Consider the following 17,648-nt stretch of genomic DNA (forward strand, 5'->3'; position numbering starts at 1 on the left):
TTTGAGGTTGAGCAATCTAACCTAGAGAACAGGTAAATCCAGTGCGTTATCGTTTTTTACAATTAATTGTCTTAATTTTTATTTTCCTGACCAGTTGTAGTCTTAAGGGTTCGGAGAAAAGCTCTGAGTCTCAGCAAGAATCAATTCAGGGACAGATTTTAGTTTGGCATTCCTTTGATGGCAAAATCAAGGACATGATCCAACAGTCTTTTAATGATTATATACAACTGTATCCTAACGTCAGGATTGTTAGTGAATATATTCCGGCTGATCAATTAGAGCAGCAGTTTCGTCAACAAGTCAATCGAGGTTTAGGGCCTGATCTTCTATTGACGACTTCTGGGGTAATTCCAAGTTTAATTCACGATAATTTGATTCCAGAGATTGACGATTTTGACTTTTCTGGTTACCTTCCGACAGCCATGAGTCATGTTCGTTATCAAGGAAAAATTTATGGTATCCCCACTTCTGTGATGACTCAAGTTCTTTGCTATAACAAAAAGAAAGTTAAGTCTCCCCCTAAAACTTTAACAGAACTTCTACAACAAGCAAAAGACGGTTATTCAGTAGGAATCTGGTCTACCTTTGTCAACACCTTTTGGGGGGTGCAAGTTTTTGGGGGAAAATCCTTTAATGCCCAAGGTGATTTTGTTTTTGATCAAAACAGTTGGGCAAAATGGATGGAGTGGCTAAAAAACGCCCAATCTGAACCCAATATGATTTTTACTGATAGTATTGATGTTTTACAACAAGCCTTTACTAATAACCGATTAGCCTATGTGTTTTGTGATTCTTCCCAGTTTGTAGACTATGAACAAGCTTTAGGAAAAGATAACTTGGGTATCACCCTATTACCGGGGGAAGGGAACAATCCCGCAGCGCCGCTTCTTTATTCCCGTGTCATTTTGTTTAATCGGATGTCTAGTCCTGAACAACAACAGTTATCCCAACAATTAGCTCAATTTTTTACAAATCGGGAACAGATTCGCAAGCGGTTAATGATCCTCCGAGGTTCTTTTATTCCGGCTTATCAAGTTCATGTTAATAGTCGTTTGTTTCCCCTAGAAGCAATATTAGTCCAGCAATCTAAAACTGCCATCGCAATTCCCCTAGACCAAGTTAAATCGGCTCGTGTTTGGGTGAAAGATGGCAATAGTTTATATCCTCAAGTATTAGCGGGAAGCATCACTCCTGAAGATGCGGCTCAAAAAATTTCTAAAACCTTTCATCAACAATTGATTAAACCCTAAAAAAATCTGATATGTCTAATCAACCCGATTTAACATTTCTTGTTGATCAAATTACTAAACTCTTGATTTTTTTGGCTCGTTCTCCGGTGCAAATTCAATTAGTGGTAATTTTGATCTCAATTGTATTGAGTCATGGCCTATCCTATGGGGTAAGCAAAAAAATCCTACAGCAATTTAAACAATTTAAAATTAGTCTGGATAAAGCTCTAAAAGAAGGAACAACATTAGCTCCTTATTGGTGTGGATTAGGCTTGATTCCCGATCTAGTTGGCAGGGGATTTAACTTAATTGTATTAACTTTAGTTCAGAATTTATTCACTACTCAAGGATGGATAACAGGACTCCTGAGTACCGCCATCCAGCTTTTATGGGTTTATCTATTCTATCGGGTCTTTTCAATCGGATTATGTTTATTTGTTCCCATTCACCGGGTTAAAGAGTACAAATTTTATTTTTTTAGACCGATATTTATTTTATATGTTTTGAGAGAAATTTTAAGTTTATTTTTAGATATCAATCAACTGATGCAAGTTGAGGTGATCAATTTATTTAACAGCCCCATCACCCTAGAAGCAATTTTTATCAGTACAGTGGGGTTATATTTATGGATAGTGGCTGTGAGTATTTTACAATATGTGATTCTGCAAATTATTGTTGATAAAACAGAACTAGATTCGGGTGCATTTCAAGCTTCTTTGATTTTAATTCGTTATTTTTTAATCGGTTTAGGGATAGTGATTGTAATTGGATATATTGGGTTTAATCCCACAGCTTTTGCTGCCATTACCGGGGGATTATCCGTTGGTATTGGCTTTGGCTTAAAAGAGATTTTTAGTGATTTAATTAGTGGAATCCTATTACTGTTTGAAGGCTCGTTACGACCCGGAGATATTATTGAAATTGGAGGAGAATCTAGCGAGGTTAAAAAAGTCAGTATCCGCGCCACAACGGTACAAGTCATTCGAGATAATTCAGAAAAAATTATCCCCAATCAACTCTTATTTACCCAAGAACTCAAAACGATGACAGGGAGTGATCGGCGAGTCCGAAAATCTTTAATTGTGGGAGTGAGTTATGATTGTAATCCTCAAGACGTGATTGAAATTTTATTAGAAATTGTCTATCAACATCGTGAAGTTTTAAATGATCCGGCTCCTTTAGTCTATTTGATCAATTTTGGAGAATCTAGTTTAGATTTTGAGATTGCTGTTTGGTTAGAAACTCCCATCGGAGGTAAACGAATTATGAGTGAAATTTCTTGTGAAATTTGGAAAACTTTTGCTGATAAAAATATTGAAATTCCCTATCCTCAACGGGATTTACATATCCGTAGCGATATCAGACATAATTAATTCTCCCCCTAGGGGACTTCAATTGAGTTAAAATATCAACATTAAAATTAGTAAGCCTCCAATTTGTCAACATGACCAGTTCTAAACGTCTCATCGTTGGTATTAGTGGGGCGAGTGGTATTATTTATGCCGTGCGTTTGTTGGAACTCCTACAGAAAACCGATGTAGAAACCCATCTTGTTGTTTCCCGCGCTGGAGAAATCACCAGAGCCCATGAGTTAGGACTCGATGGGAAACACCTTCACAATCTGGCCAGCGTCAGCTATTCTATTAATGATGTGGGAGCGGCGATATCGAGTGGTTCCTTTCGGACGATGGGGATGGTGATTCTTCCCTGTTCGATGAAAACCTTAGCTGAAATTGCAACGGGGGTAACGAGTAACCTCCTCACCCGTGCGGCGGATGTGGTGCTCAAAGAACGCCGTCGGTTAGTGTTAATGGTACGGGAAACTCCCCTCCATGCCATTCATCTCAAAAATATGTTAACCGTGACTGAATGTGGGGGGATTATTATGCCTCCGGTTCCTGCATTTTATACGATGCCGGAGTCAATTGATGAAATGGTGACGAATACGGTTTGTCGGGTGCTTGATTTGTTTGATATTGAAGTTGGTCAGTTAAAACGTTGGGGAGAAGAAATTGATCTCGGTGGGTCTAAGATGTAGATAGGATAGGGTTCAATTCATTTAATAACTTCCTATAATCTATGTCAATTCGCTTACCTCAAGTTCAGTTAATCTGGTTCAAAATTGTTCGGAAATCTCGGCATCCAATTCCGATCCGAACGGTTTTGATTGTACCATTTTTACTTCAAATTTTTGGGGCGGTTGGCGTTGTCGGATGGCTATCGTTTCAAGCGGGTCAGAAATCTGTTCATGAAGTTGTTAGTCAGTTACAAAATGAAATTAGTGCGAGGGTTGAACAAAATTTAGAAGCGTATTTAATGGTTCCCGAAAAAATTAATCAAACCAACTTAAATTTAATTCGTTCAGGAGTTTTAACGTTTCAAGATTTAAACTCTTGGGAAAAATATCTCTGGGGACAAGTTCAAATTTTTCCTGAGATTAATTTTATTAAAGTTACCAATGCAGCAGGTCAGGAACGCACGGGAGAACAGTTAGGGAATGGTTCATTAAGACTGAATGTGATTGATAAATTTACTAATTTTGATTTTTATTCCTATGAAACTAATTTTAAAGGCGATCGCACAAAAGTTGCAACCATTGTTAAAGATTTTGATACCCGCAAGGGGGTTTGGTATCAAGACGCAGTGAAAGCGGGAGGCACCACTTGGAGTTCCGTTTATTTATCCTTATTAGAACCCACGTTATTAATGAGTGCTTTACTCCCGGTTTATAATCCTCAAACTCAACAAATTCAGGGGGTTCTGAATACAGCTTTACGGTTAGATGGAATTGGAGATTTTTTAAACCGATTAAAGGTAGGAAAATCAGGACAAACTTTTTTAATCGATAGTAAGGGCACGTTGTTAGCCACATCAACCTTAGAAAAACCTTTTCAAGAAATTAATAATGAAAGGCAGTTATTTCCTGCTGTTAATAGTAAAAATTTATTAACTCAAGCCACAGCAAAGTATTTAATTGAAACTCAAGGAAATTTAAACGATATTAAACAAGGACAAGATCTTAAATTTACATGGAAACAAGATCGCTATTTTGTTAAAGTGTTATCCTTTAATAAAGGAAAAACCGTTAATTGGTTAATTCTGGTTGTTGTTCCTGAATCAGATTTTATGGAACAAATTAATGCTAATACTCGCACAACCATTCTTTTATGTAGTTTGGCATTATTAGGAGCAACAGTGATCGGATTATTAACCGCCCAATGGATTGTTAAACCAATATTACAGTTAAATTCCGCAGCGAAACAAATTGCTCAAGGGAATTGGGAACAAACGCTTAATTTAAAGCGAAAAGACGAACTCGGTCAATTAGGAAAATCCTTTAGTCGGATGGCAAAACAGCTAAAAGAATCCTTTACTATTTTAGAAGCTAAAAATAAAGAATTGCAAGATTTAGATCAATTAAAAGATGAATTTCTGGCGAATACTTCCCATGAATTGCGAACCCCTTTAAATGGAATTATTGGCATTGCTGAATCTTTAATCGAGGGAGTAACGGGGGATTTACCAGCAGAAACCAATAGTAACTTAGCGATGATTGTTGCCAGTGGTCGGCGTTTATCAAGTTTAGTGGGTGATATTTTAGATTTCTCTAAACTCCGCCACAAAAATATTGAATTGCAGTTGCGACCTGTGGATGTTTATAGTATTGTTAATGCGGTTTCTATTCTGAGTCAACCCTTAATTACTCAAAAAGATCTGCATATTATTAATCGCATTCCCGCCGACTTTCCCTTGGCAGAAGCTGACGAAAATCGCTTACAACAAATCCTGTATAATTTAATAGGAAATGCTATCAAATTTACTTCTGAAGGAATCGTAGAAATATCAGCCCGAATTTTATCGGAAACGGAAAAACCTCAAATGGCGATTACCATTTCTGATAGCGGAATTGGAATTGCTGCGGATAAATTAGAGCGAATTTTTGAATCCTTTGAACAGGCGGAAGGGTCTACCGCGAGAGAATATGGCGGAACAGGATTAGGATTAACCATTACAAAACAATTGGTGGAATTACATGGCGGTGAAATTACGGTTCACTCTGAGTTAGGTATCGGTTCTCAATTTACATTTACCCTCCCCATTGCTGAAGATGCCATTAAAAAACTACCCGAAAATCGGATTAAGAATTCAATAAAACCGTTACAAATTAATCCTTTAATTGCGATTAATCCTAACTTTTCTCAACCGCTAAAAGATTATTCTCCAGAAACGATAAAAATTTTAATTGTGGATGATGAAGTAGTTAACCGTCAAGTTCTATTTAATAATCTTTCATTAAATAATTATGCTGTTTATCAAGCAACCAATGGAGAAGAAGCCTTAGAATTAATTGAGCATGGACTGAAACCGGATATGATTTTATTGGATGTGATGATGCCTAAAGTTACCGGATATGAAGTGACTCAAAAACTACGAGAACGCTTCAATGCGACGGAATTACCGATTATTTTATTAACCGCTAAAACCCAAGTTCAAGATATTGTTACGGGGTTAAATATGGGTGCAAATGATTATATGATGAAACCCTTTGCAAAAGATGAATTGTTAGCGAGAATTCGTACCCATATTAATATTAGTCGTCTCCATGCTGAAAATTTACGGTTAGCAACAGAATTAGAAGTCACTCGACGTTTACAACAAATGATTCTACCTAAACCAGAAGAATTAGCGACTATTCGTGAATTAGAAATTTTGGGATTTATGGAACCCGCAGAGGAAGTGGGGGGAGATTATTATGATGTTTTAGAAACCGATGGTGTGGTAACTTTAGGAATTGGAGATGTCACCGGACATGGGTTAGAAAGTGGGATTTTAATGTTAATGACGCAAACCGGAATTCGCACTCTTAAGGAAATTAGAGAAACTGACCCCATTCAATTTTTAAGTATTCTCAACCGCACCCTTTATAAAAACGTTGAACGGATGAATGTTGACCGAAATTTAACGTTAGTTCTGTTAAATTATTATCAAGGATTATTAACGGTCAGTGGACAGCATGAAGAAATTTTGATTGTTCGTTCTAATGGTACAATTGAACGAATTGATACGATAGATTTAGGAATGCCAATTGCATTAGATGAAGAGATTACAGAATTTATTGATTCTACAACCGTTGAGTTAAAAGCAGGAGATGGAGTGGTTTTATATACGGATGGAATTACGGAAACATTTAATTTAAGTAAAGAACAATATGGGTTAAATCGGCTTTGTAATGTGATTTCTGAAAATTGGCAAAACCCCATTGAAGACATTAAACAAGCGGTTATCAATGATGTTGTGATGTTTCGGGGTGAACAAAAACAGTTTGATGATATTACTTTATTAATTTTAAAACAAAAAGCTCAGGTCAAGGATTCAGCTTGATGTTGAATTAACCGTTGAACACTTTTAATCGTCCGATTAAATTCATATCCTTTACGTTGGGGATATTGTAAATACGCTTGTTGTTCTTCTTCTATCATTAAAATATCTTGTTTAACTAACCCATCTAATAGTTTTTGTGCAGAACCAAAACATAAATCTTTAACAAATTTTCTAAATTTTATGGGGAGTTTATGAAGTCGCCAAAAGGCGTTTAAAGAGGTAAAATGAATTAAATAAGCACGGGTTTCCGTTAAACTAATGGGACAGAATAAACAATAGATTTTAAAATATTCTCCCAATGTAGAAAACCAATGGGGATAAATATAACTGACCGTTAGAGGTTCAGGATGAAGGTGTCTTAAACTGGGAAAAAATAGCTGAGAAATTGACCAAATTTTATCAATTTTATAATAACTCTGCGCTTGATAGTAAGCATCAACTCGGTTTTCAGTTTCTTCGATTTTGTCTAATTTAGCATCTGTCCACGCTTGCCAATCTTGGTGTAAATGTCCGTGATACATATCCATTAAATTTTCAATTAAAAAGGAAAAATGCCCTTGATAATGGATAACGGAAACCGTTGCAATATAATTCAAATCATCCCATTCAGGAACCCCTAACGGTTGAATTTCTGTGGCATTTTCTCCCAGAAATAACCAGATAAACCCATCTAATTCTTTAACGGGGTATTGTCGAATTTTGCAATTTTTAGGTAATTTTTGGTTATCGTCTAAATAGGGAACGTTTACACAGTCTCCTTGAGGATTAAATTGCCAACCGTGATACGCACATTCTAAATTATTTTCAATAATTTTACCATGACTTAGTTTAACTTGTCGATGGGGACAGCGATCTTCTAAAGCATAAATTGTTCCTGAATTATCCCGAAATAAAACAATATTTTGATCCCATAATTTCACCCCTAAAGGTTGGTTTTTAACTTCTTTACTGCTGGCAACAACATACCAGTAATTAAAATTAATTTCTAACTGTCTAATATTAGAATTTATCATGGTAGTCAGTGGTCATTAATCCAGTAACGGAACTTAAAAAATTTCAAGCCAAAACCTAAATTAAACTTATTATAATCCAGTTATATCCTTTTTCTATTTATATTTTAATTCCGGTGGGGGTGGCGTCCTTCCCAACCCAGGTGCAAAGAGGGTTGGGTTTCCCAACCCCTACCGTAAAATATTAAAATTTATTTAGAATGGCTATATCTTTAAAAAGCCTTCTGGAGTGACGGAAAAAAGCGATCGCCTTTGCAAACCTTCCTGATGTAAAATCTCATTAGCGGCTAATAAACCACTACTAATCGCTCTTTCCATTAAACCACAAGGAAACGGCATTTTAACCCAATCTCCCGCAAACATTAAGTTAGAAACCCCAGAATTTGTAACCGGACGATTAGCATAACTTCCGGGGGGATATCCAGCAAAATTTTTCTGATTCACTAATTCTCGATGTAATAAGGTAGCGGATTTTAATTCGGGAACAATTTCATAAAGTTCTTGTTCAAACGTCGTTAATAACGCTTCTTGAGTCGGAAATTGAGTTTCTTTATAACAATAAGCGTGTAATTCAACAACACTTCCTCCCGTTTCTTGATGCCATTGAATATATTCATCTTGAATGCGATGATAAAGGGTAATACTATCGGTTAAATCATAACCCGATAATGAGGTAAAATGGCTATATTCCCAAGGGAAATCTCGGTCAAACCAAAAGCGACAAACCGCAAAAGGATCAGCAACTTGTAATTGTTCAATTTGTTGCTTAATCTGCACATTAATATCCCCGGTCATTAAAGTAAATAACTGCTGTGTCCCTGGAATATCCGTCGCCAATACATAATAATCTGCTTGAATCATTTGGGGAGAATTTGTAGCAGGGATAACAGATAAAGAGTCAGATAAGCCCTTATCCTGAAGATTACTTACCCCTCGTTTAAAGTTTCCCTCCTCCCCCCAATTTTTGGGGGGTTGGGTGATTTCTTGTCCTAACTGCACTTGGTCATTCTGTCTTTGAATCACTTGATATTGTGGTAAATTTCGTTGTCCTGGCCCAGAAATAACCTCACCTTTTTGATTAAAAACAGCACCATGACAAGGACAATGAAAATATCCGTCTTCTGCCATTTTTACAGTACAACCTTGATGGGTACAGTGTAAAGAAATAGCTGTGTTATTTTGGGTAGATACAGCATAAACATCATCAGCATTGCCAAAATATTCAAACCCTTTAGATGATATCAGAGAATTAGATTTTACCCAAAATGGAACGGTATTAATTTCATCCCCTTTAAAATAAGTAATCGAGTCAATTTGACCTTGATTCCAGTTAAAATTACTAACGGTAACTTCCGTTAAAACTTCTCCCCCTTTTTCTTGAATTGCATTCACTAAAGGTTGGACTAAACTGGTTCCCATATCTTGGCGAGTTCCATTAAAGGCTAACCCTTCAGGATTACCAAAAAAATAGAAATGAAAAAACTGCATCAGTTCCCCCACACTGAGTTTATCTGGTGCATTTAAACTTGATTTTGCAAAGGGAAGAAAATATAAATCATATAATCCTTGAGGGAAATCTTCATGCACCCAATCTGCAACAGAAATCTCATCTAAGCGTTGATAACTATTAGGAATTTTAAACCCTCCAATCTCTCGAAATACCTGCCAATGATTGAGATGGGTTAGATTAATTCCCCAGTTTAAACGATTAGGAGAAGATATCCCTAAATCAACAATATTCCAAGGAAAAGCAGACCGACTAGGACGAAAAATTTCCGGTTGATATTGGTTATTCCTAAAAACAACCGCATAGGATTCTAAAGATATAAAATCATCTTTAATTTTAAGTTGATTAACTAAAGCATTTAAGTTATAATATTGAGGAAAAAAACCATGAAATCCATGTTCCATTTTAAAGGTTTTATCCCCCACTTGAATATCCCAACTTGCAATTTTACCGCCCAATTGAGGAGACTTTTCTAATACAGTAACTTTAAATCCTCGTTGACTAAGTTCATAACCACAGGCTAATCCTGCTAATCCCCCACCGACAATAACAACGTGCTTCGGTTGAGATAAAAATTGCGGTAAATTAATCATATCTGGTTGGAAAATAGCAGGTTCAGGTTTATGAAATCGAGAATATCCTAATACCCCTGTTACTGCACCAACCCCTAAAATTTTAAGGGCAGAACGACGAGAAAGATTAGAGAATGAAGAGGAGTTAAATTGTTCAGTCATGGATCACTTAAACTTAAGGTTTTAACTGCAAATAGGTTTGAATTTGAGCTATAATTTCTAAGGGGGGATCGGAAATATCAACATATAAAGCCGTTTTAGGTTCTTCTAAAATGTCTAATTGAGTATCTAGAAGATTAGCCGACATAAAATGATTATAGCGACTTTGGAGCCGTTGTTGAATTAATTTTTCTGGCCCTTTTAAATAAACTAAGCGCATTTGCTGAGGATCTCTCCATAACATTAGACGATAGGAATCCTTCAACGCTGAACAAGCTAAAACGACATTGTTTTGAGTTTCTAGCCAGTAGTCAATTGCCTTTTGAAGCTGCATTAACCAAGGCATTCGATCGCTATCCCCCAAGGGAATATTTTTGCTCATTTTAGCAATATTTTCAGGAGAGTGAAAATTATCAGCATCGTGAAATTGCCACTGCAAAGATTCCGCCAGAAGTTGACCAATTGTTGATTTCCCAGAACCGGAAACCCCCATCACTAAAATAATCATTATGGCTCAAAATAAGAGAACGTGAAAGATCAAAAATTTGTGCTAAAATATAGGTATAACTGATTTTTTTAATCACTGCAAATGGCAACGGAAATCGAACGGAAATTTTTAGTCAAAGGGGATGGATGGCGATCGCTCGGCGTCGGAGAAATCTATCGTCAAGGCTATATTAGCAACAATAATGGACGAACTGTTCGAGTGCGGGTGGTGGGAGAACAAGGCTATTTAACCATTAAAGGGTCAACAACAGGAATGAGACGGGCAGAATTTGAGTATAAAATCCCCGTTAAAGATGCTCAAGAATTATTAGAAACCTTATGCGATCGCCCCTTAATTGAAAAAACACGATATAAAATATTAATGGGGGATTTAACCTGGGAAGTAGACGAATTTTGGGGAGAGAATCAAGGATTAATCTTAGCCGAAGTGGAACTAGAAACCGAAGATCAAAGTATTGAAATACCCGACTGGATAGGAGAAGAGGTAACTCATGATCCCCGATATTATAACTCCAATTTAGTTAAAAACCCCTTCAAACCGTAGTAAGCCCTTCAGGGCTTTCTTCCCAACAATTTAAAGTTAACAAAATCAAGAATTAAACTCAATAAATTCTTGATAATGGGTTGATTAATATTCCCCAACCCAACTTTCAACCGCTTCTAATAAATTCTCCTGCGACGTCACAAAGGAACGTTGCGGGGGTGGTAAGGGTAGGGGGTCGGGAGTTACCCAACCGAGGTGTAATTCTTCCGTGAGATAGTCGCAATAGTCGATGAATTCGGGGGTGGGTGTCCCATCTGCGAGTAACAGAATGAACAGATGGGGGGGTTCGAGTTGCTGTTTCAGGTGGATAATTTCCCTTTCTAAGTCGGTGACGGTCTGCACTGGTGGGATAGTTTCATTAGGTAATAATTTTGGATAGAGACGGTTACAAAAAGCTTGGACAATTTCGTTTTTGATGTTGAGGGTTAGTAATTTGTTGACGTTGATGCAGTGGACAGGGAGGTGAGACAGTTGGGTAGAAATATCGGTGATTTGTTGCTCTAATTGTCGCACCGTTGGCAATACCTCAACGGGGGTATTATCAGTTATTTCAGGATGGGGGGTGAGGGTGTTGGGATGCCATGCTTGATAAAATTTGGGATAAGGTAGATTTTCGGCGCATTGCCAGAGAAGGTCATAGCAGCTTTCAAACCGATCAAAATTATTCTTGTAAACTTCATTAGTTAGGTCATGTTTGATGGCAGAAACTACATCTGCATATTGTTTTTCGGTTTGAATTATTTTTCCTAAACTATAGGCAAACGACCAGCGAATATATTTATCCTGAGTGGTTTTTAATGCTCTAATTAACTCCTGTATTACTAACTCATTTCCAACAGCAATTTCCCCTAATCTCTCGGCAAATGTACGGCGAGTATATTCATCTTCAGTGGTTTCTAATACTTGAATTAACGCCCGTATTGCTAACTCATTTTCAACGATAATTTCCCCTAAACTATAGGCAACCGTACTGCGAGTATTTTCATTCTCAGTGGTTTCTAATACTTGAATTAACGCCCGTATTGCTGACTCATTTTCAGGGTCAATTTTCCTTAAACTCTCGGCAACCCACCTGCGAGTATCTTCATCTTCAGTGGTTTCTAATGCTTGAATTAACGCCCGTATTGCTAACTCATTTCCAACAGCAATATCCCCTAAACACTCGGCAACCGTACTGCCAGCATCTTCATCCTTAATGCTTCCTAATACTTGAATTAACGCCCGTATTGCTAACTCATTTCCAACGGCAATATCCCAAAAAATATAGGCAACCCACTTGCGAGTATCTTCATCCTCAGTGGTTTCTAATACTTGAATTAAATCCTGTATTGCTAACTCATTTCCAACGGTAGTTTTCCGTAAATTATAGGCAACCGTCCAGCGAGTATCTTCATCCTTAGTGGTTTCTAAAACCTGAATTAACGCCCGTCTTACTAACTCATTTCTAGGGCCAATTTCTCCTAAGCTATCCGCAGCCATGCTGCGAAGCCATTCAGTCTCAGTGGTTTCTAATACTTGAATTAACGTCTGTATTGCTAACTGATTTTCAGGGTCAATCTTCCATAAACTAGAGGCAAACATCCAGCGAGTATATTCATACTCATTTTCCGTGGTTTCTAATAGTTGAATTAACGCCTGTATTGCTAATTCATTTCCAACGGCAATTTTCCCTAAAATATAGGCAGCCCACCTGCGAGTATCTTCATCCTCAGTGGTTCCTAAGACTCGAATTAACTCCCGTATTGCTAACTCGTTTCCAACGGGAATTTTCCCTAGACCCTCCTCGGCAACTAACCTGTGAATATATTCATCCCCAGTGATTTCTAAGATCCGAATTAACACCTGTATTGCTAACTCATTTTCAGGGTGAATTTCCCCTAAAATATAGGCAACCATCCAGCGAATATCTTCATCACCAATGGTTTCTAAGATCCGAATTAACTCCTGTAGCGCTAACTCGTTTCCAACGGCTATTTTCCTTAAACTCTTGGCAACCGTCCAACGAGTCACTCTATCATCAGTGGTTTCTAATACTTGGATTAACACCTGTATTGCTAACTCATTTCCAACGGCTATTTTCCCTAAATTATCGGCAACCCTCCAGCGAGTCTCGGCATTCTCAGTGGTTTCTAATACTTGGATTAACACCTTTATTGCTAATTCATTTCCAACGGCTACTTCTCCTAAACTATAGGCAACCGTCCAGCAAGTATATTCATTCTCAATGGTTTCTAAGACCCGAATTAACGCCCCTATTGCTAACTCATTTCCAACGGCAATTTTCCCTAAAATATCGGCAACTAACCTGCGATCAACTTCACTCTCAGTGGTTTCTAAGACTTGAATTAAATCAGTAATAACTTTTTCTCTAATATTCTCTGCTAATACTATTCTTGCACCTTGCCCTATTGGTTCAATAAAAGTTATCCATTTTTTAAAATAACCAGAACCACATTTAACAATTTGTTCTACAATTCCATCAGATAAACTACATTCTTGAAAAACATTAATTCCCGCAGCAGCTAAAAAGTAAGCTTGATATTCATAAAAACCTTTATATGCGTTTTTATAACTCCATTCTCCACACCCATCATCAAAATCAACTAACTTTTGAATAAATGCTTCTTTTTCCTCTGAATTGATATCATCACGCCCCAACCAGAATAAAATGATCTGTTTCCATTGGGGCTGGAAAATGCGATACTCTTTCCCCTCCACCGGACTATTCACATGATTTCTGGGTAGAAAATAATCCCAATCGTTAATTCCTAAAGCGGTCTGATATTCTTGAGATGTGCGATCGCTAGTTTCCATTGTAACCTCCTAATTTTAAAGCCCAATCAAATATAGAATTTTCCCGTTGCGGTTTTCGTAAATACTGTTCAACAAATTTTTCCTCAAGATATAATTTGAGTCAAGTTAAAAGAGCGATCGCATTTTCCATCAAATCAGTCATAACAATCCATTTGGACTTCTGCATCATGCCTGAAATGACCGTCAAAGACCTAGAACGTATTGAGTCAGTCCTGAGTGAAGCTGGCTTGGACTATCAAATTGAAATCGAACAAGGTAATATTACCATTATGGGCCCATCAGATATCGTCGCCAGTGAAGTTTCCCTAGAATTTGCCAGCCAACTTCGCAATTGGGTCAAACCCCGTCGCCTGGGTCGTGTTTTTGACTCCGCAGGGGGGTTTATTTTACCCAATAGTGACCTAAAAGCGCCGGATGTATCTTTTGTGTTGCGAGATCGCCTTCCCCGTAGTGTTCGCTATTTTGCGACTCTTGTTCCCGATTTAGTAGTTGAAGTAAAATCTCAAAGCGATCGCCTGAAAAAAATACGAGATAAAATTCAAGTGTATCTGCAACAAGGGGTTAAAGTTGCTATTCTGATTGATCCTGATACCTGTCAACTGGAAGTTTACCAACCCGATCAGCCAGTTATTGTATTAGGAAATGGTGATATTTTAACCTTAACCGATCTCCTCCCCGGATGGGAATTAGTAGTTTCAGAGATCTGGCCTCCCGTATTTGATGAAGATGAATAATCTTAGGCTAAAATTTTTGACAGCCATTAAATATTGCTAATCAACTTATTCTTTAAGGTAAAATTTCAAAACTCAGACAATGTTTCGGACGAAACAAGCGAAAATCTCGCTGATCTAACGTCAAAACTGTTGTGATTTTATAACGTTCTGCTACTGCCATAACAGTTGCATCAACAAAATCAATGCGACTATCTTGATATTGTTCTAAAATTTCTGCAACTTGGAGTAAATCTCTATCAGTTAATTCAATTAACTGAAAACGACTAGCAGATAAACCTCGTAAAAAATTAGCAACTGTCTGAATTCCGGCATCTCGACCCACTAAATAGGCTACTTCCGTTAGTACGGTTTGAGGAAGTATTATTTTGGGATATTGGCTATAAATCTTAACAACATCTTGGTGCTTAATATCATTACGATTTAATAAAGCAACAACAAAACCAGTATCACCAATTACTAAGGATTTTTCCACGTCCATCCTGAAGTTTGAGTCATTTCTTGCTGTAATTGATTCTCTGCATCACTGGCTAAATTAGGAGAACCAGCAAAGAGTCCAACTAAAGGATCAGATTCTAAATCAGGAACTTCTAATTGCTTCTGGATGTAGAATTTAACCGCTTCTGTAATTAAAGATTCAACCGATTGATGACGTTGATCTGCTAAGATCAAAAGTTGATCTAATATTGTCGGATCAGGATTCCAACTTAAAGTGTTATCTGGCATGACTTGAATTAATTCCAGTTAAACCTAATTAATTATAGCTGATCATGCGATCGCTAATTTATTCAAACTCTCCAATAACACCAGCAAAACGTCAAAAATCCCCCCAAAAAAGGAGGGGATTTCTAACAACAAATTAAGGTAAATCCGTCTGTCCCATCAAATATAAATCACATTCACGGGCGGCGCCACGACCTTCATTAAACGCCCAAACCACAAGGCTTTGACCCCGACGACAATCACCCGCCGCAAATACCCCTGGAATACTGGTAGCATACTTGCCATGTTCAGCTTTAACATTACTGCGGGCATCCCGTTCTAAACCCAAAGCATCTAATAGCGGTTGTTCTGGCCCTAAAAATCCCATTGCTAATAACACTAATTGCGCCGGAATTACCTTTTCCGTCCCCGGAATGTGCTGCGGAATAAACTGACCCTTCTCATTTTTCGCCCATTCCACTTCAACGGTATGAATAGCTGTAACATTGCCATTGTCATCCCCTTCAAATTTCGTGGCAGTTGTTAGATAAACACGGGGGTCAGCCCCAAATTTGGCGGCAGCTTCTTCCTGACCATAATCCATTTTATAAACCTTCGGCCATTCCGGCCAAGGATTATTAGCAGCGCGTTCAGAGGGAGGTTTAGGTAAAATTTCCAACTGCACCACACTATTGCAACCGTGACGAATAGAGGTTCCCACACAGTCCGTCCCCGTATCTCCCCCGCCAATAATTACCACATCTTTCCCTTGGGCGGAGATAAAATCACTCCCTGACTGCTTATTTAAAACAGCCTGAGTATTAGCTGTGAGGAACTCCATCGCAAAATGAATTCCCTTGAGTTCTCGCCCTGCAATGGGAAGATCACGGGGTTTGGTCGCCCCGGTACAGAGGATCACCGCATCAAATTCTTTTAACAGGTTTTCGGCAGGAAAGTCCTTGCCAACTTCGGTATTGCAAATAAACTTAACGCCCTCGTCTTCCAATACCTTCAGCCGTCGTAGGACAACTTTTTCTTTATCGAGTTTCATATTGGGGATACCATACATTAATAATCCCCCCGGACGGTCAGCCCGTTCAAAGACCGTGACCCAATGACCCGCTTTATTCAGTTGCGCCGCCGCACATAATCCCGCAGGGCCAGAACCAATCACCGCGACTTTCTTTCCAGTGCGTTTGCTAGGGGGTTCAGGGGTGATCCAGCCTTCATCCCAGCCTTTATCAATAATTGAACATTCAATATTTTTAATCGTAACGGGAGGGTTATGAATGCCGAGAACACAGGAACCCTCACAAGGCGCCGGACAAACCCGACCTGTAAATTCAGGGAAATTATTGGTTTTGTGGAGACGGTCTAAGGCTTCTTTCCAAAGTCCGCGATAAATTAAATCGTTCCATTCGGGGATGAGGTTATTGATAGGACAACCGCTTGCCATCCCACTAATAATGGTTCCTGTATGGCAAAAGGGAGTGCCACAGTCCATACACCGGGCGGCTTGGGTGCGAAGTTTGTCATCTTCCATCGGGAGATGAAATTCATCCCAATTCCCAACCCGATCTAGGGGGGCGAGTTCCGCAGCAAGTTCACGAGCATATTCCAGAAAGCCAGTCGGTTTTCCCATAATTTTTTCCGTTAAACTGTTGAGTATTGGTTGTTAGCAATCTTGATTCGGTTTACGGTCAAGGTTGTTTAATATATTCGCAGGGCTGTTGTTGAAAGGCTTAAATTGTTAGTTTTTCAACCTTCAGCCTGTTTTTTTTTCTGGAAATCGTCAACAACTGATGACAAATTAGTAATTAACAAATTTGAGATACTTTAATTTTCCTCATTGTGATTCGCCCTGTTGAATTTTAGGGCATTTTTCAGATTAATTTAAGGACTGTTCAATATTTCTTAATGATGCCGAGGGCAGAAATCCATCCGGTTTTATCCGTCGTGATCACAAAACCTTTGGCAAAACAGAGATATCGAATTCAGTAGAGAATTATCGAGAAAACTATTAATAATCAAAAGCTTAGGTGTAGAGGATACCGTTTAGACACTGGGCAGAGTTATCCCCATTTTATTATTAAATAACTCCCTTCAGAGATAACCTAAACATTCCCTTGTCATTGCGATGGGCTTCGCGCCACCGTAGGCGATCGCTATTTCCCATCAATACATAAGTTATTGATTTTGTCAAGAGTCCTTTCTAGGGTTGAACTGTCCCTCTCAAAAACTCGTGCATCGCCAAGCAAGAATTCTGTCAGCAATTCAAGATATTTGACGATGGCATCAGGGTTTTAACCTCAATTTTGACCCATAGACACAATAACCCCTTGGGTGCTGTTTTTTATAGTCTACCAGAACCCCCATCAATTCGTCAACTATTTGAGAGTAATTTTCAATAAAATATCAATATTTCCTGACAATCTTTTGAAAAACAAAACAATATTGAAAAATGGATTAGAAAACCTGAACATTAATCCCG

General features: G+C 38.1%; 13 protein-coding genes. 6 read left to right on the forward strand and 7 right to left on the reverse strand.

Going from position 1 to position 17,648, the window contains the following annotated elements; genetic code table 11:
- The first annotated feature begins 41 nt into the window (after positions 1 to 41).
- The 4 genes from H6G57_RS23230 (at position 42) to H6G57_RS23245 (ending at position 6,611) form a co-directional block, all read left to right on the forward strand.
- Positions 42 to 1,250 carry an extracellular solute-binding protein gene (locus H6G57_RS23230; RefSeq protein WP_190522953.1) on the forward strand — a complete coding sequence of 403 codons (1,209 nt, stop codon included), beginning with the start codon at positions 42 to 44 and terminating at the stop codon, positions 1,248 to 1,250.
- An 11-nt stretch (positions 1,251 to 1,261) separates the two neighbouring features.
- A complete protein-coding gene (locus H6G57_RS23235) occupies positions 1,262 to 2,602 on the forward strand; it encodes a mechanosensitive ion channel family protein (RefSeq protein ID WP_190522955.1) in 1,341 nt (446 codons plus the stop codon).
- Between the two features lie 71 nt (positions 2,603 to 2,673).
- Positions 2,674 to 3,267, forward strand: coding sequence for a UbiX family flavin prenyltransferase (locus tag H6G57_RS23240; protein ID WP_190522957.1), 594 nt, complete (start codon positions 2,674 to 2,676; stop codon positions 3,265 to 3,267).
- Between the two features lie 41 nt (positions 3,268 to 3,308).
- Positions 3,309 to 6,611 (forward strand): SpoIIE family protein phosphatase, encoded by a 3,303-nt coding sequence (locus H6G57_RS23245; RefSeq protein WP_190522959.1) that lies wholly within the window; start codon positions 3,309 to 3,311, stop codon positions 6,609 to 6,611.
- Here the strand turns inward: H6G57_RS23245 and H6G57_RS23250 are convergent.
- The 3 genes from H6G57_RS23250 to H6G57_RS23260 form a co-directional block, all read right to left on the reverse strand.
- A complete protein-coding gene (locus tag H6G57_RS23250; protein WP_190522961.1) occupies positions 6,590 to 7,624 on the reverse strand; it encodes an aromatic ring-hydroxylating dioxygenase subunit alpha in 1,035 nt (344 codons plus the stop codon). The genes H6G57_RS23245 and H6G57_RS23250 overlap by 22 nt on opposite strands.
- 201 nt (positions 7,625 to 7,825) lie before the next feature.
- Entirely contained in the window at positions 7,826 to 9,862 is a 2,037-nt protein-coding gene (locus H6G57_RS23255; protein WP_190522963.1) for an FAD-dependent oxidoreductase, read from the reverse strand.
- 13 nt (positions 9,863 to 9,875) lie between these two features.
- Positions 9,876 to 10,367, reverse strand: coding sequence for a gluconokinase (locus H6G57_RS23260; protein ID WP_190522965.1), 492 nt, complete (start codon positions 10,365 to 10,367; stop codon positions 9,876 to 9,878).
- 81 nt (positions 10,368 to 10,448) lie between these two features.
- Between H6G57_RS23260 and H6G57_RS23265 the strand changes: the two genes are divergently transcribed.
- Positions 10,449 to 10,910 (forward strand): CYTH domain-containing protein, encoded by a 462-nt coding sequence (locus tag H6G57_RS23265; protein WP_190522967.1) that lies wholly within the window; start codon positions 10,449 to 10,451, stop codon positions 10,908 to 10,910.
- A gap of 84 nt (positions 10,911 to 10,994) precedes the next feature.
- Here H6G57_RS23265 and H6G57_RS23270 read toward each other — a convergent pair whose 3' ends face one another.
- A complete protein-coding gene (locus H6G57_RS23270) occupies positions 10,995 to 13,724 on the reverse strand; it encodes a HEAT repeat domain-containing protein (RefSeq protein ID WP_190522969.1) in 2,730 nt (909 codons plus the stop codon).
- A gap of 167 nt (positions 13,725 to 13,891) precedes the next feature.
- On the opposite strand from H6G57_RS23270, the gene H6G57_RS23275 reads away from it, so the two are divergent.
- Positions 13,892 to 14,458 (forward strand): Uma2 family endonuclease, encoded by a 567-nt coding sequence (locus H6G57_RS23275; protein WP_190522971.1) that lies wholly within the window; start codon positions 13,892 to 13,894, stop codon positions 14,456 to 14,458.
- A gap of 52 nt (positions 14,459 to 14,510) precedes the next feature.
- On the opposite strand, the gene H6G57_RS23280 is transcribed toward H6G57_RS23275, so the two are convergent.
- The 3 genes from H6G57_RS23280 to gltD form a co-directional block, all read right to left on the reverse strand.
- Positions 14,511 to 14,930: a PIN domain-containing protein gene (locus tag H6G57_RS23280; protein WP_309236023.1), complete on the reverse strand. Its 420-nt coding sequence runs from the start codon at positions 14,928 to 14,930 to the stop codon at positions 14,511 to 14,513.
- Positions 14,915 to 15,181, reverse strand: a complete 267-nt coding sequence (locus H6G57_RS23285) for a hypothetical protein (RefSeq protein ID WP_190522981.1) — start codon at positions 15,179 to 15,181, stop codon at positions 14,915 to 14,917. The genes H6G57_RS23280 and H6G57_RS23285 overlap by 16 nt, the downstream gene beginning before the upstream one ends.
- 133 nt (positions 15,182 to 15,314) lie before the next feature.
- Complete coding sequence (gene gltD / locus H6G57_RS23290; RefSeq protein WP_190522983.1) at positions 15,315 to 16,799, reverse strand: glutamate synthase small subunit; 1,485 nt, start codon at positions 16,797 to 16,799, stop codon at positions 15,315 to 15,317.
- Positions 16,800 to 17,648 lie beyond the last annotated feature (849 nt).

The organism is Planktothrix sp. FACHB-1365 (assembly GCF_014697575.1).
Taxonomy (GTDB): Bacteria; Cyanobacteriota; Cyanobacteriia; order Cyanobacteriales; family Microcoleaceae; genus Planktothrix.